This is a genomic window from Streptomyces sp. NPDC043726, assembly GCF_056436565.1.
In genome coordinates this window covers 120,640-139,404 of sequence record NZ_JBWKCI010000006.1, presented here as the reverse complement: position 1 = coordinate 139,404, position 18,765 = coordinate 120,640, and the positions used below count along the sequence as shown (strand labels likewise).

Annotated in this window: 19 protein-coding genes and 1 pseudogene; 8 read left to right on the top strand and 12 right to left on the bottom strand. The window is 72.3% G+C overall.

Features of this window, described 5'->3' with window-relative positions; genetic code table 11:
- Positions 1-11: 11 nt before the first annotated feature.
- The 4 genes and pseudogenes from AC068Z_RS18880 to AC068Z_RS18865 form a co-directional block, all read right to left on the bottom strand.
- A pseudogene (locus AC068Z_RS18880) lies at positions 12-707 on the bottom strand (D-alanyl-D-alanine carboxypeptidase family protein); the annotation flags it as partial.
- A 215-nt stretch (positions 708-922) separates the two neighbouring features.
- A complete protein-coding gene (rho, locus tag AC068Z_RS18875) occupies positions 923-2,050 on the bottom strand; it encodes a transcription termination factor Rho (RefSeq protein WP_478556600.1) in 1,128 nt (375 codons plus the stop codon).
- A gap of 237 nt (positions 2,051-2,287) precedes the next feature.
- Positions 2,288-3,115 (bottom strand): class I SAM-dependent methyltransferase, encoded by an 828-nt coding sequence (locus AC068Z_RS18870; RefSeq protein WP_478556598.1) that lies wholly within the window; start codon positions 3,113-3,115, stop codon positions 2,288-2,290.
- 39 nt (positions 3,116-3,154) lie between these two features.
- Entirely contained in the window at positions 3,155-3,553 is a 399-nt protein-coding gene (locus tag AC068Z_RS18865) for a nuclear transport factor 2 family protein (protein WP_478556596.1), read from the bottom strand.
- A gap of 69 nt (positions 3,554-3,622) precedes the next feature.
- On the opposite strand from AC068Z_RS18865, the gene AC068Z_RS18860 reads away from it, so the two are divergent.
- Together AC068Z_RS18860 and AC068Z_RS18855 are read left to right on the top strand one after the other, a co-directional pair.
- Positions 3,623-4,186 (top strand): PadR family transcriptional regulator, encoded by a 564-nt coding sequence (locus AC068Z_RS18860; protein WP_478556594.1) that lies wholly within the window; start codon positions 3,623-3,625, stop codon positions 4,184-4,186.
- Positions 4,187-4,191: 5 nt separating this feature from the next.
- Positions 4,192-4,935, top strand: a complete 744-nt coding sequence (locus AC068Z_RS18855) for a class I SAM-dependent methyltransferase (protein WP_478556592.1) — start codon at positions 4,192-4,194, stop codon at positions 4,933-4,935.
- Here AC068Z_RS18855 and AC068Z_RS18850 read toward each other — a convergent pair.
- Both AC068Z_RS18850 and AC068Z_RS18845 read right to left on the bottom strand, forming a co-directional pair.
- Positions 4,905-5,648, bottom strand: coding sequence for a GntR family transcriptional regulator (locus AC068Z_RS18850; RefSeq protein WP_478556590.1), 744 nt, complete (start codon positions 5,646-5,648; stop codon positions 4,905-4,907). The genes AC068Z_RS18855 and AC068Z_RS18850 overlap by 31 nt on opposite strands.
- 135 nt (positions 5,649-5,783) lie before the next feature.
- Complete coding sequence (locus AC068Z_RS18845; protein ID WP_478556588.1) at positions 5,784-6,752, bottom strand: acetylxylan esterase; 969 nt, start codon at positions 6,750-6,752, stop codon at positions 5,784-5,786.
- A 103-nt stretch (positions 6,753-6,855) separates the two neighbouring features.
- On the opposite strand from AC068Z_RS18845, the gene AC068Z_RS18840 reads away from it, so the two are divergent.
- Complete coding sequence (locus AC068Z_RS18840; RefSeq protein WP_478556586.1) at positions 6,856-7,065, top strand: hypothetical protein; 210 nt, start codon at positions 6,856-6,858, stop codon at positions 7,063-7,065.
- A gap of 257 nt (positions 7,066-7,322) precedes the next feature.
- On the opposite strand, the gene AC068Z_RS18835 is transcribed toward AC068Z_RS18840, so the two are convergent.
- From AC068Z_RS18835 to AC068Z_RS18825, 3 genes are read right to left on the bottom strand one after another with little or no spacing between them, the layout of a single operon-like run.
- Positions 7,323-7,904: an Rv1733c family protein gene (locus tag AC068Z_RS18835; RefSeq protein WP_478556584.1), complete on the bottom strand. Its 582-nt coding sequence runs from the start codon at positions 7,902-7,904 to the stop codon at positions 7,323-7,325.
- A gap of 22 nt (positions 7,905-7,926) precedes the next feature.
- The gene (locus AC068Z_RS18830; protein ID WP_478556583.1) at positions 7,927-8,679 is read right to left on the bottom strand and encodes a ferredoxin reductase; all 753 of its coding nucleotides are present in this window, start codon (positions 8,677-8,679) and stop codon (positions 7,927-7,929) included.
- Entirely contained in the window at positions 8,672-9,277 is a 606-nt protein-coding gene (locus AC068Z_RS18825; RefSeq protein ID WP_478556581.1) for a sulfite oxidase-like oxidoreductase, read from the bottom strand. Before AC068Z_RS18825 ends, AC068Z_RS18830 begins: the two co-directional genes overlap by 8 nt.
- A gap of 140 nt (positions 9,278-9,417) precedes the next feature.
- Between AC068Z_RS18825 and AC068Z_RS18820 the strand changes: the two genes are divergently transcribed.
- Positions 9,418-10,128 (top strand): GNAT family N-acetyltransferase, encoded by a 711-nt coding sequence (locus AC068Z_RS18820; RefSeq protein WP_478556579.1) that lies wholly within the window; start codon positions 9,418-9,420, stop codon positions 10,126-10,128.
- 19 nt (positions 10,129-10,147) lie between these two features.
- On the opposite strand, the gene AC068Z_RS18815 is transcribed toward AC068Z_RS18820, so the two are convergent.
- A complete protein-coding gene (locus AC068Z_RS18815; RefSeq protein WP_478556577.1) occupies positions 10,148-10,576 on the bottom strand; it encodes a MarR family winged helix-turn-helix transcriptional regulator in 429 nt (142 codons plus the stop codon).
- 202 nt (positions 10,577-10,778) lie between these two features.
- On the opposite strand from AC068Z_RS18815, the gene AC068Z_RS18810 reads away from it, so the two are divergent.
- Positions 10,779-11,558, top strand: a complete 780-nt coding sequence (locus AC068Z_RS18810) for a putative protein N(5)-glutamine methyltransferase (RefSeq protein WP_478556575.1) — start codon at positions 10,779-10,781, stop codon at positions 11,556-11,558.
- Positions 11,559-11,809: 251 nt separating this feature from the next.
- On the opposite strand, the gene AC068Z_RS18805 is transcribed toward AC068Z_RS18810, so the two are convergent.
- Both AC068Z_RS18805 and AC068Z_RS18800 read right to left on the bottom strand, forming a co-directional pair.
- The gene (locus AC068Z_RS18805) at positions 11,810-12,424 is read right to left on the bottom strand and encodes a hypothetical protein (protein ID WP_478556573.1); all 615 of its coding nucleotides are present in this window, start codon (positions 12,422-12,424) and stop codon (positions 11,810-11,812) included.
- A 94-nt stretch (positions 12,425-12,518) separates the two neighbouring features.
- Positions 12,519-14,555, bottom strand: a complete 2,037-nt coding sequence (locus tag AC068Z_RS18800; protein WP_478556571.1) for a SpoIIE family protein phosphatase — start codon at positions 14,553-14,555, stop codon at positions 12,519-12,521.
- Positions 14,556-15,258: 703 nt separating this feature from the next.
- Here AC068Z_RS18800 and AC068Z_RS18795 point away from each other — a divergent pair.
- The 3 genes from AC068Z_RS18795 (at position 15,259) to AC068Z_RS18785 (ending at position 18,727) form a co-directional block, all read left to right on the top strand.
- Positions 15,259-16,131, top strand: a complete 873-nt coding sequence (locus tag AC068Z_RS18795; protein ID WP_478556569.1) for a hypothetical protein — start codon at positions 15,259-15,261, stop codon at positions 16,129-16,131.
- A gap of 119 nt (positions 16,132-16,250) precedes the next feature.
- The gene (locus AC068Z_RS18790; protein WP_451723214.1) at positions 16,251-16,622 is read left to right on the top strand and encodes a hypothetical protein; all 372 of its coding nucleotides are present in this window, start codon (positions 16,251-16,253) and stop codon (positions 16,620-16,622) included.
- A gap of 89 nt (positions 16,623-16,711) precedes the next feature.
- On the top strand, positions 16,712-18,727 hold the full coding sequence (locus tag AC068Z_RS18785) for an NADPH-dependent 2,4-dienoyl-CoA reductase (protein WP_478556566.1): 2,016 nt from the start codon (positions 16,712-16,714) through the stop codon (positions 18,725-18,727).
- Positions 18,728-18,765: the final 38 nt, after the last annotated feature.

The following is an 18,765-nucleotide window of genomic DNA, read 5'->3' as shown; positions in this document are numbered from 1 at the left end:
ACGAGGGTGTGCCCGGCGTTGCTGGTGTAGCCGTTCTTGACGCCGATCAGGCCGGGGTAGGGCTTCACTCCGTCGGCGCCGGTCAGCAGGCGGTTGGTGTTGCGGATGGGGTACGACCAGCCGCCGCGGCCCGGGAATCTGGCCTCGACGGTGGCGCAGTACCGTGCGAAGTCCTTGTTGCGCAGCCCGGCCCGGCCGAACACGGCGAGGTCGTACGCCGAGGACACCTGGCCCGGGGTGTCGTAGCCGTCCGGTGACAGCACCCGGGTGTCGAGGGCGCCGAGCGCGCGGGCCCTGGCCTGCATCCGCGCGGCGGTGGCCCGCCAGCCGCCGTTGAGGCGGGCGAGGACGTGCACGGCGTCGTTGCCCGAGTTGAGGAAGACTCCGTGCCACAGATCGGACACCTGGTACGTGCGGCCCTCGGCGACCCCGACCAGGCTGCTGCCCGGCCCGATGTCCGACAGCTCCTCCTCGTCGACCGTGTGCCGGATCCCGCCGGGCAGGACGGGCAGCACGGTCAGCGCGAACAGGGTCTTGAGGGTGCTGGCGGGCGGCAGTCTGCGGTGCGCGTCGTGCGCGGCGAGCACCTCGCCGGTCCCGGCGTCGGCGACGACCCAGGACAGCGCGGAGACCCGCGGCAGCCGGGGCGCCCCCGCCCGTGGCCGTACCTGCGTGCCGGAGCGATGCAGCAGGGAGGGCTGCGGCATCGTCCGCGCCCGTTGATGCTCGACGGGCTCCGCGCCGCCCCGGTCGGCGACCGCGGCGGGCGCGAGCCCCAACAGGCCCGCCACGCACAGCACACAGGCCGAGACGGTCACCCGGGAAGAGAATCCGATCTTCATATGATCAACGTAGAAAGGCCTCGCCGACACACCGCGCTGCCCTGACGGAGCGTCGCCCGCGAGCACCCGGATGCCGCACGTCAGCCGGGATCCGCGGGCAGTGTCGGCTGGACGCGCCGCAGGAACGTCGCGTTGTCCGGCGTCTGGCGCATCCGTTCCAGCAGGGTCTCCAGGCCGTCCTTGGCCTGGAGGACGCGGCGCAGGCCGCGGGCGGTCGTCAACTCGGCCGGGGTCAGGAGGAGTTCCTCGCGGCGGGTGCCGGAGGGGGTGATGTCGACGGCCGGGAAGACGCGGCGGGAGGCCAGTTCGCGGTCGAGGCGGAGCTCCATGTTGCCGGTGCTCTTCAGCTCCTCGAAGAAGAAGTCGTCGGCGCGGGAGCCGGTCTCCACCAGGGCGGTGGCGAGGATGGTGAGCGAGCCGCCCTCCTCGGTCGCCCGGGCGGCGCCGAAGAAGCGCTTCGGGCCGATGAGCGCGGTGGCGTCGACACCGCCGCTGAGGGTGCGGCCCCCGGCGGCGGCCGCGTTGTTGTGGGCCCGGCACAGCCGGGTCAGCGAGTCGAGCAGGATCACGACGTCCTCGCCCGCCTCGACCAGCCGCTTGGCCCGCTCGATGACGAGCTCGGCGAGCGCGATGTGCTGCTTGGGCGCCCGGTCGAAGGTCGAGGCGTACACCTCGCCGCGCACCGAGCGCCGCATCTCGGTGACCTCCTCGGGGCGTTCGTCGAGGAGCACCACCATCAGGCGGCACTCGGGGTGATTGCCGGCCACCGCGGCGGCGATCTGCTGGAGAAGTACGGTCTTTCCGGTCTTGGGAGGGGCCACGATCAGCCCGCGCTGGCCCTTGCCGACCGGCGCGATCAGATCGGCCACGCGCCCGGCGAGCCCGGCGCCCGGGTGTTCCAGGCGGATCCGCTCGCTCGGGTGAACCGGCGTCAGGTCGCCGAACCGGCGGCGGTTCTTCTCCGGTGCCCGGCCGTTGACGCGGGCGATGTCGGAGAGGGTCCGCTGGGCGCCTCGTACGCCTTCGACGCGGTCGCCCTTGCGCAGGCCGTGGCGGCGGATCAGGGCGGCGGAGACCTGGAGGTCGGAGGAGGTGGGCAGCAGGGTGTCGGCGCGCAGGTGCCCCTTCCCGCTCGCATCGACGTCGAGCACACCGGTGACGGTCTGCGGGGCGGACTTCTGTACGGGGGGTTCGAGTGTGGTGGTCATGAGAGGGGGTCCTTTCACGGACGTACGGCATGAGACATGCGAAGGGGAGGGAGCCGCGGAAGAGAATGAGGCGGACAGAGCGCCTTCGGGCGGCGGGAACAACACCTCGGACACAGCGGAACCGCGGGTCATGAGGTGGTGAGAAAGCCGGTGCGGAAACCGGCTGACTGAGGAGAACTGGCACCGGCGCCCCGGACGGGGCGTACACAAGTGCTAACGGGACGGTACCACGCCGTATCAGCGTGTGGCGAGGAGTCCGTACAGCAGGGGGATGCGCGGCTCGGGCAGCCGCCACCAGCCGGACGGCGTGGGGACCATCCGCGGCCAGCGCTGCCAGGGCAGCTCATCGCTCTCGCGGAGCCGCCGGACGGTCAGTCCCGCCTCGTCCAACGCGGTGACGACCTCTCCTATTCCGTGCATCCACTCGAAGCTGTCGGTGGCGCCCTCGACGGCCGGGCCGTCCGTGTAGGTGTGGGTCGCGTCCCGGTGCACGGGACCGCCGCCGCCCAGGTAGTCGTGCCGGAGCAGCAGCTCGGGCCCTTCCCCGGGCGCGGGCTTCGGGCCCAGGGAGTTGAGCAGCGGATGGAACTCCACGATGTACAACAGGCCGCCGGGGCGCAGGAGTTCGGCGACCACGCCCGCCCAGCGCGGCAGGTCCGGCAGGTAGCACAGCGCGCCCTTGCCGGTGTAGACGACGTCGAAGCGCTCCCGCCCGAGCGCCTCCACGGCGTCGTACACGTTCGCTTCCACGTAGGTGATGTCCGCGCCCGTCTTCCCGGCGAGGTCGCGTGCGGCGGCGACGGAGGCGGCGGAGAAGTCGAGGCCGACCGCCCGGGCCCCGCGCCGGGCGAGGGCGATCGTCTCGGTGCCGAGATGGCACTGGAGATGGAGCACGTCACGGCCGGCCAGGTCGCCCAGGTCCGTCCACTCGAAGGGGGCGAACCAGCGCTCGGGGTCGAGGTCCTGGTCGAGGCCGTAGAAGCGGCTGGCGAGGTGGACGGGGGTGCGGGCGTCCCAGTTCGCCTGGTTGGCCCGCATCAGCCGGGTGTGCTCGTCGGCGCTCATGAGGACATCCAACCGCGAACGGGCGCGGAAGGGGGCCCGTCACACGGAACGCGCCTGTGCCTCCGCCGCGATCCGGTCGAACTGCGCGCCCATGGCGGCCTGGAGTGCCTGCGCGGCGGAGAGCGGGCGGACCATGACCGTGAAGTCGTCGATCAGGCCGTCCTCGTCGACGTGGATGAAGTCGCAGCCCTGGATCTCGCGGTCGCCGACGCGCGCGGTGAACACCAGGGCGTGATCGCGGCCATCGGTGTCATTGATCTCCCGGACGTAGCGGAAGTCCTCGAAGACCCGTGCCACCCCGCGCAGGATCGCCGCCGTGATCGGCTTTCCGGGATACGGCTTGAACACCACCGGGCTGGTGAAGACGACGTCCTCCGCCAGCAGGGCCTCGGCGGCGTCGAGGTCCCCCTTCTCGATCGCCTCGCGGAACGCCCGCATCGCAGCCTCCATAGTCAATTTGTTGAGTAGGTGCGGAAGAGATTAGTCACCTCCTGCTAGCGTGTCCACATGTCGCTGAAGTACGCCGTCCTGGCCGCCCTCCTGGAGGGGGAGGCGTCCGGGTACGAGCTGTCCAAACTGTTCGACGTGTCCCTCGCGAACTTCTGGGCCGCGACCCCGCAACAGCTCTACCGGGAGCTGGAGCGGCTGGCGCAGGACGGCCTCGTCCAGGCCCGGCTGGTGCAGCAGGAACGCCGGCCGAACAAGCGGATGTTCACACTCACCGAGGCCGGACGCGACGACTTGCGGTCCTTCGCCGCCGAACCGGTCCGCAGGCCCGCCGCGATGCGCGACGAACTGCTCATCAAGATCCAGGCCATGGACGAGTCGGATCCCGCGGCGACCCGCGCGCTCGTCGAGGAGCGGATGTCCTGGGCGCACGGCAAGCTCGCCCGCTACGAGCGGGTCCGGGACCGGCTCCTGGCCGGACGGGCCGAGGAGGAGTACCTGCGCGAGACCGACCGGGTCGGCCCGTATCTCACCCTGGTGGCCGGGATCGCCTATGAGCGGGAGAACGTGGCCTGGTGCGCGCGCGTCCTCACCGTCGTCGAGCAGCGCGCCCCGCTGGGGTGACGCGGATGTTCGACCCCGAGGGCCCCTCCTTGCGCGAACTCGCCGTCCAGGCCCTGTCCTCCGTCGAGCGCGGCTACGACCTGCTCGCCCCGAAGTTCGACCACACCCCCTTCCGCACCCCGGACTCCGTGCTCGACGCCGTCGCCGCGGCACTGGAGCTCATGGGCCCCTTCGGTGCCGGGCTCGATCTGTGCTGCGGCACGGGCGCCGGGATGGACGTGCTCACGCGCGTGTGCGAGGGGCCGGTCGTGGGGGTCGACTTCAGCGCGGGCATGCTCGAGGTCGCGCGCGAGCGCGACGGCGGGGTCTCCTACGTCCGTGCCGACGCCCGCGCCCTGCCCTTCGCCCCCGCCTTCGACCTGGTGGTGAGCTTCGGGGCGTTCGGGCACTTCCTGCCGCGCGAACTGCCGAACCTGTTCGCCCAGGTGCGCTCGGTGCTGCGCCCCGGCGGGGCGTTCGTGTTCCCCGTGGTCGCCCCGCCCCGGCCCGGGTCCCCGGAGTACTGGATGCTGCTGGGCTTCGACGCGGTGATGCGGGTCCGCAACGCCGTCTGGCGCCCGCCGTTCGTCATGTACTACCGGGCCTTCCGGCTCGGCGAGGTGCGCCGCGAGCTGGAACGGGCTGGGCTGGACGTGGAGTTGACGGCGCTGCCCGAGTTCGGGCAGCGCCGTGACGGCAGCCCCCGGGTGCGGATGGTGGTCGCCCGGCGGCCCGGGGCTCAGACGGCCGCCGGCAGCGTGAACTCGTAGACCAGCGCGTCCTGTCGGGCGTCCACCACCAGGTCGGTGATCTCCAGCGGGCGGTCGTACTGGTCGTGAACGCGTCGGGTGACCCGGACCGAGGGGGCGCCCGCGAGCGGGGTGATGGAGTCGCGGTGGTGCAGGGCCAGGCCCGCCTTGCGCATCCAGTCGTAGGCGCGCCGGAGTTGGGCCGAGGTCGAGCCGTCGGCGCGTTCCCGGTAGCGGCGGAGCTGCTCGACCTCGGCCAGCGCCACGGCGGAGAACGACGTCACGGCCGTCCGGCGGCCCTCGCCGTCGGCGCCGGCGGACTCGTAGCGGTGCACCAGGGTCGGCCGGTGCGGGGCGAGCCCCAGCGCCTCGGCGTGGCCCGGCGGGGGCGTCTCCCAGGTGACCCTGGTCCGGTCGACGGCACCCGGATCGGCCGTACGGGCGCCGACCGGGAAGGTGAGTGCCGCCGGGTTCTCCACCGGGAGGCCCGGCAGCGTGGCGTGGCTGCCGCGCCGGTCGGTGGCGACGAGACCGTCGCACCGCAGTACCTCCAGCGCCTGCCGTACGGTCTCTCTGCTGACCCCGAAGTGCCGCGCCAAGTGCCGTTCGCCCGGCAGCCGTTCGCCGGGCGGAATGGTGCCGTCGCGCAGCTCGCCGAGCAGCTGGGTCGCGATGCGCCAGTACAGGGGCTGACCCTCGGTGAAGGGGTGGTCGTGCGGGGTGGTGCGGGCCATGCCGCGCCCTCCTGTTGATGACGTGCCGTAGTCGTGCCGACTCATTGCGCCACCAGATCTAGCATTGGTCTAAACCACTAGGGAAGGGCGGCGGGCCGGTTCGGCTGAAACCGGCCCGCGGATCGTGACGTGACGTCAGATGTGCGACCGCACCCAGCGCAGCTTCGCCGCGTCGTGGTACGGGCCGCCGCCCTCGTGGTCGTTGAACTCGTAGACCTCGATCGCCTTGTCCTCGTGGGCCCAGGCGTTGAAGGCGGCGAACACGGTCGAGGGCGGGCAGGTCTGGTCCTCCAGGGCGGCCGAGAACAGGGCCGGGGCCCGGCCGCGGGCGGCGAAATGGACGCCGTCGAAGTAGGAGAGGGTGCGCATCACGTCCTCGGTGCGGCCGCGGTGCGTCTTGAGGAACAGGGCGATCTCCCGGTACGGGTGACGGTCCGTCAGGGTCGTCGCGCGCGGGAAGTCGCACAGGAACGGTACGTCCGGGGCGACCGCCGTCAGGTCCGGCACCAGTCCGCCCACCGCGATCGAGATACCGCCGCCCTGGCTGGAACCCAGCACCACCGTCCGCGAGGCGTCGGCCAGCGGGTGCGAACGGGCCGCCTCCACGGCCCGCACCCCGTCCGTGAACACCCGCCGGTAGTAGTAGTTCTCGGGCGCGTCGATCCCGCGCGTCATGAAGCCGGGATACGCGGGAGCCCCGCCCACCGGGTCCGCCGTACCGCCGCCACCGCCCCAGGCGCTGCCCTGGCCGCGGGTGTCCATCACGAAGTGCGCCCGGCCCGAGGACGCCCACAGCAGATGCTCGTGCGGCAGCCCGCGCCCGCCGCCGTACCCGACGAACTCCACGACCAGCGGCAGCGGTTCCTCGGCCGCCGCCGGAAGCGTCAGCCAGCCCTTGACCGGGTGGCCGCCGAACCCGGCGAACGTCACGTCGTACACCGTCACCGTGGACAGACCCGTGTCCACCGGCTCGAAGCGGGCGTCCAGATCGTGCTCGCGGGCCTCCTGGAGCGTCTTGGACCAGAACGCGTCGAAGTCCTCGGGGGCCACGGAATCGCTGTGGTACTCGCGCAGTTCGTCGAGCGGAAGGTCGAACAGGGCCATCGATGACCACCTTGGTGAAGAGGGGGTGCGGATGATCACACGGTACGTGGGTGATCGGACCTTTCGCCAGGTCATACCCCGGGTCAGGTCCTGCGATGGCGCCATGGCGTCTGCCGCCGACGCGCGCGTCGGAACTGCGGAACCGCTGGTCAGGGATGCCGAGCTGTTCGTCGTGGACGACGGCGGGGAGATCGCGGGCGGCTGGGTGGCCGTCGCCGGTGGTCGGGTCACCGAGGTCGGCCCGGCGGGCAGCGAGCCCGAGGCCGACCGGACCTCCCCGCGGCCGGACGGCTCGTCACCCCGGGCCTGGTAAACACGCGTCAGCACGTCGCTGCACCACGTCCTCGGACGTTCTTGGTGAGGCACGAGCTGATGACCGCCACCGACCGGGACGAGGACACGTACTGCCTGGAGACCTACGGCTGCCGGCCCGTGGAGTACTTCGATGACCGACCGCATCTGGGTCGCGCACTGCCCGAGCACGGACCCGGTGGAAGGCCGGCTGCGCTGTGGCCCCCGCCCGCGCGTGGGCGACGGTGGTGGGGGGCCGGCGCGCGGGTGCCGCCGTCTTTACGCCTCTCGGCGGCTCCACTCCGGTTCCGTTCGTGCCCACTCACGGTCCCACTCGGCCAGCCGGTGCCTGTCGAGGCGGCGGCGGACCATGGTGTGGGCGAGGAGGATCAGGCCTCCCGCGCCTACGGCGGCGCAGGCGCCGATCGTCACCGTGTGCTGCCAGATCGTGGCCTCGCCGGGTGGTGGTGGCACAAGGCGGCCGGTGGAGTCGAGCCACACGTCGACGCGCTCACCGGGGTGACTGCCGACCGGGACCAGGGTCGTACTCGTGCGCGGGGTGCCGTCCGGGGCCGTCCAGCGGACCGTGGCGCGGTGTTTGCGCTCGGTGTTCTGAACCGCGGGACGGGGCGCGTCGGCCCGCCCGGCGACCTCCGCCCGCACCCGGTGCCGGTCGGCGCGCTGAGCCGTGGCCGTGGCCCGGGCGTCCTCATGGGCCCACCACCCGGCCACCGCTCCGGCCAGCGGCGCGCCCAGCAACAGCAGGGCGGCCACGGCCAGCACAGTCCATCCCTCTATGACGTCCGACCGGCGCCGAAGCGGATTGTGCCGCCGGCGCCAGCCAAGTACCTGGGTCCTCACACCCCACGGGTACCCGCGAACGTCAGCCGAAGCGTTCGATCCGGATCCGATCGACCGGCTGCCCCGCCTCGACGAGCAGCCGCGAGGCGTGCTCGGCGAAGGCGTTGGAGCCGCAGACATAGGCTTCCCACCCACCCGGCGGCGGCTCAGCGAGGAGCGGCGCCACATGTGCCGCCGACACACGTCCCACCGGCACCCCGGCCGGGGCGCTCCGCGTGAACACGGGCGTCGTCTCCACGCCGTACTCCCGCGCGTAGATCAGCTCCTCGGGGCTGCGGGCCGACACCAGCAGCCGCAGTGGCACGTCCAGGCCGTGCGCACGGTGATGACGGATCATCGACATCAGCGGTACGACCCCGGATCCGGCGCCGATCAGCAGCGCGGGCCGGTCACCGGGCCAGGCGAAGAAGCCGCTCAGCGGGCCGCGCACCTCCACCTGGTCGCCGGTCCTGGCCACGGTGTGGAACCAGCCGGAGACCTCGCCGCCCTCGACGTGGTCCAAGGTCAGCTCGATGTGCCCGGAGCCGTCGGACGCGGACGCGATCGAGTAGTGCCGCTGGGCCGAGTACCCGTCCGCCGCGGTCAGCCGCAGCATCAGGTGCTGGCCGGGCAGATGCCCCGCCCACGCGGGCACCGCGAGCCGCACGGTGGCCGCGCGCGGGGTCTCGCGCCGGATCTCGGTGACGGTGGCGGTCTGCCACGTCGTGGCGGTCGTGTTGCTCACCGCGATCCGGCCGGGTACGGCGAATCGCGTGGCGAAGGTCGTGTCAGTCACCGGAGTACCGCTGCTCCTCCCACGGGTTGCCCCGCGCGTGGTAGCCGTTCTGTTCCCAGAAGCCCGGCTCGTCGTGGTCGAGGACGCGCAGGCCCGCGATCCACTTGGCGCTCTTCCAGAAGTACAGATGCGGTACCAGCAGCCGCGCCGGACCGCCGTGCTCCTGAGCCAGCGGCCGTCCTTCGTACTCCCAGGCGATCCAGGCCCGCCCGCCGGTGAGGTCCGCGAGCGGCAGGTTCGTGGTGTACCCGGTGTGGGAGTACGCCACAGCGTGGGTGGCCGAAGCATGGGGGCGGACCACATCCAGGAAGGCGTCCAGGGAGACGCCCCCGAACCGCACCCCGAACTTCGACCAGCTCGTCACGCAGTGGATGTCGCCTTCGTACACCGAACCGGGCAGCGCGTGGGCCTCGTCCCAGGTCCAGGTGCGCGGGGCCTCGACCAGGCCGTCCACGCGGAACGTCCACGCGTCGGGCGCGAGGTCGGGAGTGACCTCGGCGGACAGGACGGGCCAGTCGTCGCCCGCGTCGTACTGGCCCGGTGGCAGTCCGGGGTTGTCGACGCGGGGGCGCCCGGTGAAGCCTCGGGTGACGTTCATGCGGGTGGTGCCTCCAGACCGCCGTGCGCGACGGCCGTGATCAGTACGTTGCACATTCAACCGTACTGGTTCGGACGTACGGGAATAGCCGGCCGCCGGTCTTGCTTGGATCTTGTGGCAGCGCACGAGAGAGGGAGCAGATGTCCAACGCGTTCGATGGGGTCCTCGACAATCCGACCCTGGCCGCGCTGACCGGCCCGCACGCCCGGTTCGCCGAGGCCCGCGGCCGGGTGCTGCGCTACCCCGTCGACGTGTCCCCGTGGGTGGCGCTGCCCGACGAGCCGGACACCGCCGACTGGGCGGACGTGGCCGCGCTCGCCGGTCCCGGCAACGAGGCTCTGATCATCGGCTTCCGGGGGCGGACGCCCGAGGACTGGGAGACCGTCTTCCGCGCCGAGGGCGTGCAGCTCGTCGGCGAGGACGTGGCCGGCGCACCGGACGCGGAAGCGGTACGCCTGGGTCCGGACGACGTGCCGGAGATGCTCGACCTGGTCGCCCGGACCCGCCCCGGACCCTTCCTGCCCCGCACCCTGGAGCTCGGCACCTACCTCGGCATTCGCCGGGGCGGCGCCCTCGTCGCGATGGCGGGGGAGCGGCTGCGGCCGCCCGGCTGGACCGAGATCAGCGCGGTGTGCACCGACCCGGCCGTGCGCGGCCAGGGCCTCGGCAAGCGGCTGGTGCTGGCCGTCGCCCACGGCATTCGGGAGCGCGGCGAGACGCCTTTCCTGCACACGGGTGCCGACAACACGGGCGCGATCCGGCTCTACGAGTCCCTTGGCTTCCGGCACCGCCGCACCACCGTCTTCCTCGGCACCCGGATCCCGGACGAGCGCCTGGAGCCGGCGGCCTGAACGGTGGGGGCGGAACCGCTCAACCCGCGTTGTAGCGCACCAGGTACCCGGCGAACCGCTCCAGGTCCTCGTCGGACCAGTCGGCGAGCCGCTCCCGCACGACCTCCCGCCGCCGCTCGGTGACCTGGGCGAGCAGCCGGCGCCCGGCGTCCGTCAGGTGCAGCACCTGCACCCGGTGGTCGTCCGGGTCGAGGCTCCGCCCGATCAGCCCGTCCCGCTCCAGCACGGCCACCTGACGGCTCACGGTGGACTTGTCCAGCGCGTAGTGCGCCGCGAGGTCGGTGGCCCGGCAGCCGCCGCTCTCCTCCAGGTGACCGAGCAGCGTGTACGACACCAGCGACAGCTCCGGGTGCATCCGCCCCGCCGAGGCACGGGCGCGGCGGGCGAAGGCCGTCATCTCGCGCTGGATGATCTCCACGGAAGTGTCCGAAACGTCCCTGGTACTCATGGTTGCAGAGTACAACTCAGCGTGGACGCGTGATCACTGGGGTACGCTGACGGCCCGTCCGTGGAGCGTCCCGGACGTGTCGAAACGAGGGGGTGAGACCCATTACCGCTGTGTCAGGTCGGGTGCTCTCCCCACGAGTCGGTACGGTCGCCGGTCGTCGGTGACCGAGGGAGCGCCCTTCGGATCTCGAAAGGCATCCCCGTTGTCTTCTCTCTCCCTGCCGTACGACTCCCTCGTCGTCGCGCTGCGCACCGCGGGCTGCGTGTTCGCCGAGGACGAGGCGCGGTTGCTGATGGCCGCCGCCGCCTCTCCGGGCGAGCTGGCCGCCATGCTGGACCGGCGGGCCGCCGGTCATCCCCTCGAACTCGTCCTCGGCTGGGCCGAGTTCCGCGACCTGCGGATCGTCGTGGAGCCCGGCGTCTTCGTCCCCCGCCAGCGTACCGAGTTCCTGGTGGAGCAGGCCCTCGCCCACGTCCCGTGCGCCTCGGTCGTGGTGGACCTGTGCTGTGGCTCGGGTGCCGTGGGCGCCGCCCTGGCCGCCGCGCTGGGCCCGGTGGAACTGCACGCCGCCGACATCGACGCGGTCGCGGTGCGCTGCGCCCGCCGTAACGTCGCCGCGTACGGCGGCCACGTCCACGCCGGGGACCTGTTCCACGCGCTGCCCGACGCGTTGCGCGGCAGGATCGACATACTCGCCGCCAACGTCCCCTACGTACCCACCGGCGAGGTCGCCCTGCTGCCCGCCGAGGCACGCGACCACGAACCGCTGACCGCGCTGGACGGCGGCACGGACGGGCTGGATCTGCTGCGCCGGGTCGCCGCCGAGGCCGCGCACTGGCTGGCGCCGGGTGGCTGCCTGCTGGTCGAGACGAGCGAGCGGCAGACAGCGGCGGCCGTGGAAGCGTTCACCCGGGGCGGCCTGACGCCCCGGACGGCGGCGTGCGAGGAGCGGTACGCCCAGGTGGTCATAGGCACCAGCTGACGGCGACGGGCCGGCCGTCCCCGTCGGTGAGGCGTCCGCTGACGGGGACGGCCGGCCCCTCCAGGTGAGAGCGTCCGCCGGCGGCGCCGGACAGGGCGGTACCTGTCGGCGTCCGGTGACGCCGTCGGTGCCGCTCCCTGGCGGTGAGGGCGTCTGTCGGCGGCGAGGGTCGGCGCCTCCCTGTCGGTGCAGGCGTCCCCAGTGCCGTCAGGGCGGACCGTCCCCATCGGCGCGGGTACCCGTTGACGGCGTCAGGTCGGGTCGTCTCCATCCGGGCGGTCGTTCGGCCCGGTGCGGTTCTCCCATGGGCCCGCCAGTACGTGGTCGGCGGAGTGCTTGCCCTCGGGGGAGCGGGTGCCTGCCAGGTACAACTCGTCCCCGTTCGTCAGGCCGCCGGAGCCCTCCCGGTGGACCGTGGTGTGCGAGTCGAGCGTCCAGGTCCACTCGGCGCCGTCCTCGCTGCGCACCGTGACCCGGTCGTCGTCCACCTCCTCGGCGGTGCCCCACTGCCAGACGCGGACGACCCAGTCGCCGGTGTCCGGGTCCTTCACCGTCGACTCTCCGTGCACGGCCAGGCCGAACCACAGGCTCCGGTACCAGTCGCCGCCCCGGTCGGACGCGTCGGACCCAGAGGCGGAGCCCGAGGCGGATCCCGAGGCCGCCGGTGTCGTGCCGCCGGTCCCGCCGCCGGATGCCGCGTCGAAGGCGTAGGTGCCGCCGAGGGCGAGCACGGCGACCGCGACCGCCGTCGTCACCGTCCGCGTCCGCCGGGACAGCCCCCGCCAGCGCTCACCGAGCGGGGTGCGTTCGGACCCTCCGGTGAGGACCTCGGGGGGTGTCGGTTCTCGATCCGGATCGTGCGCCATGGCTCGCTCCCAGCGGCCACGGCATCCGGCGTCGGCACGCCATGGGGTGCGGGCCGTAAGACCAAGGTAGCGACTCGCCGCCCCGCTGCGAAGGTCAACCAGGCGTCTGAGCTCGGGCGATGAGCAGCGCCACGTCATCAGTGTTGTCCGGCTGGTGCAAGGTGCGCAGGAGGAGGTCGCACACCTCTTCCAGGGGCCGGTCGGGGCCGTCGAGGAGTTCCAGGAGCGCGTCGAGCCGTTCGTCGAGGGGGTGCTGGCGGGTCTCGACCAGGCCGTCGGTGTAGAACACCAGCCGGTCGCCGGGCTCCAGTGCCACGGTGGTGGTGGAGAACTCCACCCCGCCCACCCCGAGCGGCGCCCCGGTGGGCAGTTCGAGAAGTTCGGGGGTGTGCCCTTCGCGGAGGCGGACCGGCGGCAGATGCCCGGCGTTGGCGATCCGGCACTGGCGCAGATGCGGGTCGTGGACGGCGTAGACGCAGGTGGCGATGGAGTGGTCCAGGCCCTCCGTGGTCCGGTCCAGGTGCTCCAGCAGGCGGGCCGGGTCGAGATCCAGGTTGGCCAGGGTGTTGGTCGCGGTCCGCAGCCGGCCCATGGTCGCGGCGGCGTTCACTCCGCTGCCCATGACATCCCCGACGACCAGCGCGGTCTTCCCGCCGTCCAGCGGGATCACGTCGAACCAGTCGCCGCCGACCTCCGCCGTCGCGCCCGCGGGCTGGTAGCGGGAGGCGACCTCCAGGCCCCCGGTCACCGGCGGATGGCTGGGCAGCAGGCTGCGCTGGAGGGTGAGGGCGGTGTCGCGGGCGTTCTGGTACCAGCGGGCGTTGTCGATCTGGACGGCCGCGCGCGCCGCCAACTCCCGGGCCAGCAGCAGATCGTCGTCCCCGAACGGCAGCGGGTTGGATATCCGCTTCAGATCGAGGGCGCCCAGTACCTCGCCCCGCGCGATCAACGGCACGGCCAGATAGGAGTGCACCCCCGCGCGGGCCAGTCGCTCGGCCGCCTCGGGGGAGCGGGCTATGCGGGGCAGGTCGGCGGGTTCCACCTCGGCGACCAGCACCGGGCTGCCGGTGCGCACGCACTGGGTGACCAGCCGGTCGGGCCCGTACCGGGCGATCTGCCCGGGCGGATCGGCGGCGTCCAGCGCCTCCGACGGCTGCTCCGCCTGGACGGCCAGGGCGCGGATCACGGCCGGTTCGGCGGGGCCGAGACTGCTGCGTCGGCCCTCCACCACGGCCTCCAGCAGATCGACGGCCGCGATGTCGGCGAGCTCCGGGACGGCGACGTCGGCGAGTTCATGGGCCGTGCGGTCCAGTTCCAGGGTGGTGCCGATGCGGGTGGAGGCGTCGGCGATGACGGCGAGGCGTCTGCGCGCCTCCTCGGCCTCGAGCTGGGCGTGATGCTGCTCGGTGACGTCCACGACCATGCAGGCCGCGCCCAGTACGGTCCCGAGGGCGTCCTCCAGGCGGTACATCGACACAGACCAGGCGTGGTTCGTGTCCGGATCGGCCGGGGTGCGCCCGACCGTGAACTGGTCGACCAGCGGCACCCCGCTCTCCAGCACCTGCCGGAACGCGGCCTCCAGGGCGGCGGTGTCCAGGTCCGGCAGGATCTCCGGGACCGTGCGGCCCAGGTGCGCCTTGGCGGGTACGCCGTTGATGCGCTCCAGCGCCGGGTTGACGGAGACGTACCGCAAGTCGGTGTCCAGGACGGCGAGACCGAGCGGGGCCTGTGCGACGACCCGCGTGGACAGCGCGACGTCCCGCTCCAGCCGGCGCACCGTCGACTGGTCTGCGGCGAGGCCGAGGGCGTAGACATCGCCGCGGTCGTCGAGCAGCCGCTGGTTGCGGAACTCCACCAGACGCGTGCTGCCGTCCTTGTGGCGGATCGGGAAGGCCCCGGCCCAGCTCTCGCCGGTCTCCATGACGTCTGCGAAGAGTTTGACGACCATGTCCAGGTGCTGTTCGTGGATCATCAGCTGGACGGCGGACCGGCCCAGTGCCTCCTGTGCCGTATAGCCGAAGAGCTCCTCGGCCTGAGGGCTCCACAGCACGATCCGGCCCTCGGTGTCCAGCACCACGGACCCCACGCCCAGCACGTCCAGCAGCCCACTGGGCCGCACAGGACCCCGCACCCGCTCCTCACCCGGAGCCGAAGCCGCAGCGGGCGGCGGTGCGGGCGCCGAAGCGTCACCGGGCGCCGAAGCGTCACGGGGCGCCGAAGCGTGATCGGGAGCGGACGCGTTGCCGGACGGCGGCGAATCACGGGGTGCCGAAGCGTGCTCGGAAGCCGACGCGTTGCCGGGCGCCGACGAATCACGGGGCGCGGAAACTTCACCCGGGACGGCAGCATCACCCGGTGCCGACGAGCCCCGGGGCGCCGATGCAGCACCGGCCGCCGAGGCGTCACCGTGAGCGGGCCCGTCAGCCGACGCCGAGGCGTCGCCGTGAGCGGGCCCGTCAGTCGGCGCCGACGCGTCGCCGTGAGCGGGCCCGTCAGTCGGCGCCGACGCGGGCAGCGGAGCCTCGCCCGGTACCGGCTCGTCGCCCCGGGCCACCGGAGATCCGGCTGGAGTCATGCCCACGCACCGCCTTCGCCGTTTTCTCGCGGCACGCCGTCCCCCGTGCCGACTCCCCTTGTTCTACCGCGCTCAACCGTCTCCGGGACCTCTCGCGTCGCTCACCTCCACCATCCCTCAACACCACCCCGATCGTCCGGGGAAGCGCAACGAAGATGACCACTGCCGTTCCGCTCTTGGTCTGTACATGACTACCCGGCGCCGCCAGACTGTCCGCCGAGCACGCGACACCCCACCCCCCCAACCGAGGAGTCGGCTCATGTCCCTGCGCGCCCGGCAACGTTGTCACGCCGTCCTGACCGGCCTCGTCGCCCTCGCCAGTGCCGCCGTCCTGTCCACCGCACCGCCCGCCTTCGCCGCCGACACCTGGACCGAGGTCGGCTCCGACCGAGCCGACCCGCTGACCGAGAGCCAGGGCCTGACCTCCGTCGAGGTCCCGGCGAACAGCCCCAACCGCTACACCGGCATCGGCACCATCCCCGTCGGCGTCAGCAGCCGGGGCTGGAACCACGTCGGCGACCCGGACGCCTCCTACAACGGCTACTACATCGAGCCCTACCAGGCCGACTCCGGCACCGCGAAGATGTTCCGCGTGCAGGCGCCGGGCGGCACCTGGTCGGAGTACGTGCACCAGCTCAGCGGTGGCGAGGCGCTCAACAACTCCTGGGTCGCCGTCTCGCCCGGCGGCCAGTGGATGCTGGCGGGGGAGTGGGGCACGATGAACCGCCTGCTCGTCTTCCCGACGCCGGGCGTCAACGCGAGCACCTCCCCCTCGGCGAACCTCCCGCAGGCCTCCACCGTCCGCCTCGACCGCGCCGTACGGGATGTGCAGGGCTGCGACTTCTCGGGCCCGACCACCCTGCTGTGCTCCTCGGACGACCCGGCCGGCACCCTCTTCGGCATGACCAAGCCGCTGCTTCAGGTCGACCTGTCCGCCGAGCCCGGCTCCTCCGACGTCACCGGTCGCGTCACCGCCCTGCGCCAGCTCCCGCTGCGCAGCGGCTGCTCGGGCAGCTTCGAGACGGAGGGCGTCGACTACGACCGCCGTAGCGGCACCCTACGGGTGATCGTGCTGTCGCCGGGCTTCTGCATCCTGACCGACAGCAAGACCTACCGCTTCACCCGGAGCTGACCTCTCGCTCCTCTCGGGGCTGTACATCCCGGAATGTAGTGGTTTTCTGGGAGTGCGACACGGTGTCGTGGGGGAACCCGGCGCCGTGACGCGGCGCGGCCACGAGAGGAGCGATCACGATGGACAGTGAGCGACTGCACCCGGAATCCGTCTCGGTGGAGATCAGCGGATGCAGCAAGGAGGACGCCCGGATCGTGTTCGACGCCCTGTGCGCGTACTTCGATTCGGACCGGTGCTCCGACGACGTACCCCGCGAGTGGCACGAGACCCGGCCCACGGTGTGGCTGGGCACCTTCGACGTCTCCGAACCGCACGCGGGCGGCCGTCCCAGCGCTCGGCTGTCCCGGTCCGTCGAGGCCGATGTGCAGGGCGGCTACTGGGCCATCGACCGCTTCCGCAGCACCCTGGACGACCTGTTCACGGTGCACGACCTCAGCACCGCCTCCGGCGATCAGGAGCGTGAGCTGCACGTCCGCCTGGAAAGCCGGTGACCTGGGTCTCTCCTGTTGTGCAACTAGTTGCATAAACCGTGCGCGGTCCTCTACAACATGAGGGACGACACCGCGCACGGAGGGGCCCGATGAGCCGTTACCCGCACCTGCTGAACCCGCTCGACCTGGGCTTCACCACGCTGCCCAACCGCGTCCTCATGGGCTCCATGCACGTCGGTCTGGAGGAGGCGGAGCGCGGCTTCGAGCGCATGGCGGCCTTCTACGCGGAGCGTGCGCGCGGCGGCGTGGGCCTCATCGTCACCGGCGGCATCGCCCCCAATGACGAGGGGCGGCCCTACGAGGGCGGCGCCAAGCTCACCACCGACGCGGAGGCGGAGCAGCACCGGGTCATCACCGACGCCGTGCACGCCGAGGGCGGCCGGATCGCGATGCAGATCCTGCACTTCGGCCGGTACGCCTACCACCAGGACCTGGTCGCGCCGAGCCCGGTCCAGGCGCCGATCAGCCCCTTCCCACCGCGCGAGCTCACCGACGCGGACGTCGAGCGGACCATCGAGGACTACGCCCGCGCCGCCCGTCTCGCCCGGCAGGCCGGCTACGACGGCGTGGAGATCATGGGCTCCGAGGGCTACCTCATCAACGAGTTCATCGTCACCCAGACCAACCACCGCACCGACCGCTGGGGCGGCTCCTACGAGAACCGGATGCGCTTCCCGGTCGAGATCGTGCGCCGGGTGCGCGAGGCCGTCGGCGAGGACTTCATCATCGTCTACCGGCTCTCCATGCTGGACCTGGTCCCGGGCGGCTCCACGCTGGACGAGGTCATCACCCTCGCGAAGGCCGTCGAGGCCGCCGGGGCGACCATCATCAACACCGGCATCGGCTGGCACGAGGCCCGCATCCCCACCATCGCCACGTCGGTGCCGCGCGGCGCCTACACCTGGGTCACCAAGCGGCTCATGGGCGAGGTGTCGGTCCCGCTCGTGACCACCAACCGTATCAACACCCCCGAGCTCGCCGAGGAGTTGCTCGCCGAGGGGTACGCGGACATGGTCTCCATGGCCCGCCCGATGCTCGCCGACTCCGACTTCGTGAACAAGGCCGCCGAGGGGCGCCCCGAGGCCATCAACACCTGCATCGGGTGCAACCAGGCCTGCCTGGACCACACCTTCAGCCTGAAGATCACCTCCTGCCTGGTGAACCCGCGCGCCTGCCACGAGACCGAGCTGGTGCTGTCCCCGACCCGGCTGCGCAAGCGGGTCGCGGTCGTCGGCGCGGGCCCGGCCGGTCTGGCCTGCGCGGTCTCGGCCGCCGAACGCGGCCACGAGGTCACCCTGTTCGACGCCGCGAGCGAGATCGGCGGCCAGCTGAACGTAGCCCGCCAGGTCCCCGGCAAGCAGGAGTTCGACGAGACCCTGCGCTACTTCCGCCACCGGCTCGACGAGCAGGGCGTGGACGTACGGCTGAACACGTGGGTGTCCGGCGCGGACCTCTCCGGGTACGACGAGGTCGTCGTCGCCACCGGCGTCACCCCCCGCACCCCGGACATCCCCGGCATCGACCATCCGAGCGTGGTCGGCTACCTGGACGTGCTGCGCGACAAGGCCCCCGTCGGCGACCGGGTCGCCATCCTCGGCGCGGGCGGCATCGGCTTCGACGTCGCGGAGTTCCTCACCGACGGCGGCGACAAGGCGCACGAGGACCCGGAGACGTACTTCCGCCAGTGGGGCGTCGACATGGCCTACGAAGGCCCCGGCGGACTGACGGCCCCCGAACGACCCGCCCCGCCGCGCACCGTCCACCTGCTCCAGCGCAAGACCACCAAGGTCGGCGCGGGCCTCGGCAAGACCACCGGCTGGATCCACCGCACCGAGCTCAAGCACCGTGGCGTCAGCATGGTCCCGGGGGTGCGCTACGACCGGATCGACGACGCCGGACTGCATGTCACCGTCGGCGAGGAGAGCACGGTCCTCCCGGTCGACACGATCGTCCTGTGCACCGGGCAGGACCCGCGCCGCGACCTGTACGAGGAGCTGGTGGCCGCGGGCCGCAGCGCCCACCTGATCGGCGGCGCCGACGTGGCCGCCGAACTCGACGCCAAGCGGGCCATCAAGCAGGGTACGGAGATCGCGGCGGCCCTCTGAGGGGCCGTCCCCGGCCACAGGGGCCGTCCCTAGGATGA

Bases quoted from the DNA above. Each gene is read 5' to 3' on its own strand.
- rho (WP_478556600.1), bottom strand. From the start codon at position 2,050: ATGACCACCACACTCGAACCCCCCGTACAGAAGTCCGCCCCGCAGACC.
- AC068Z_RS18870 (WP_478556598.1), bottom strand. From the start codon at position 3,115: ATGAGCGCCGACGAGCACACCCGGCTGATGCGGGCCAACCAGGCGAAC.
- AC068Z_RS18865 (WP_478556596.1), bottom strand. From the start codon at position 3,553: ATGCGGGCGTTCCGCGAGGCGATCGAGAAGGGGGACCTCGACGCCGCC.
- AC068Z_RS18860 (WP_478556594.1), top strand. From the start codon at position 3,623: ATGTCGCTGAAGTACGCCGTCCTGGCCGCCCTCCTGGAGGGGGAGGCG.
- AC068Z_RS18855 (WP_478556592.1), top strand. From the start codon at position 4,192: ATGTTCGACCCCGAGGGCCCCTCCTTGCGCGAACTCGCCGTCCAGGCC.
- AC068Z_RS18850 (WP_478556590.1), bottom strand. From the start codon at position 5,648: ATGGCCCGCACCACCCCGCACGACCACCCCTTCACCGAGGGTCAGCCC.
- AC068Z_RS18845 (WP_478556588.1), bottom strand. From the start codon at position 6,752: ATGGCCCTGTTCGACCTTCCGCTCGACGAACTGCGCGAGTACCACAGC.
- AC068Z_RS18840 (WP_478556586.1), top strand. From the start codon at position 6,856: ATGGCGTCTGCCGCCGACGCGCGCGTCGGAACTGCGGAACCGCTGGTC.
- AC068Z_RS18825 (WP_478556581.1), bottom strand. From the start codon at position 9,277: ATGAACGTCACCCGAGGCTTCACCGGGCGCCCCCGCGTCGACAACCCC.
- AC068Z_RS18820 (WP_478556579.1), top strand. From the start codon at position 9,418: ATGTCCAACGCGTTCGATGGGGTCCTCGACAATCCGACCCTGGCCGCG.
- AC068Z_RS18815 (WP_478556577.1), bottom strand. From the start codon at position 10,576: ATGAGTACCAGGGACGTTTCGGACACTTCCGTGGAGATCATCCAGCGC.
- AC068Z_RS18805 (WP_478556573.1), bottom strand. From the start codon at position 12,424: ATGGCGCACGATCCGGATCGAGAACCGACACCCCCCGAGGTCCTCACC.
- AC068Z_RS18795 (WP_478556569.1), top strand. From the start codon at position 15,259: ATGTCCCTGCGCGCCCGGCAACGTTGTCACGCCGTCCTGACCGGCCTC.
- AC068Z_RS18790 (WP_451723214.1), top strand. From the start codon at position 16,251: ATGGACAGTGAGCGACTGCACCCGGAATCCGTCTCGGTGGAGATCAGC.
- AC068Z_RS18785 (WP_478556566.1), top strand. From the start codon at position 16,712: ATGAGCCGTTACCCGCACCTGCTGAACCCGCTCGACCTGGGCTTCACC.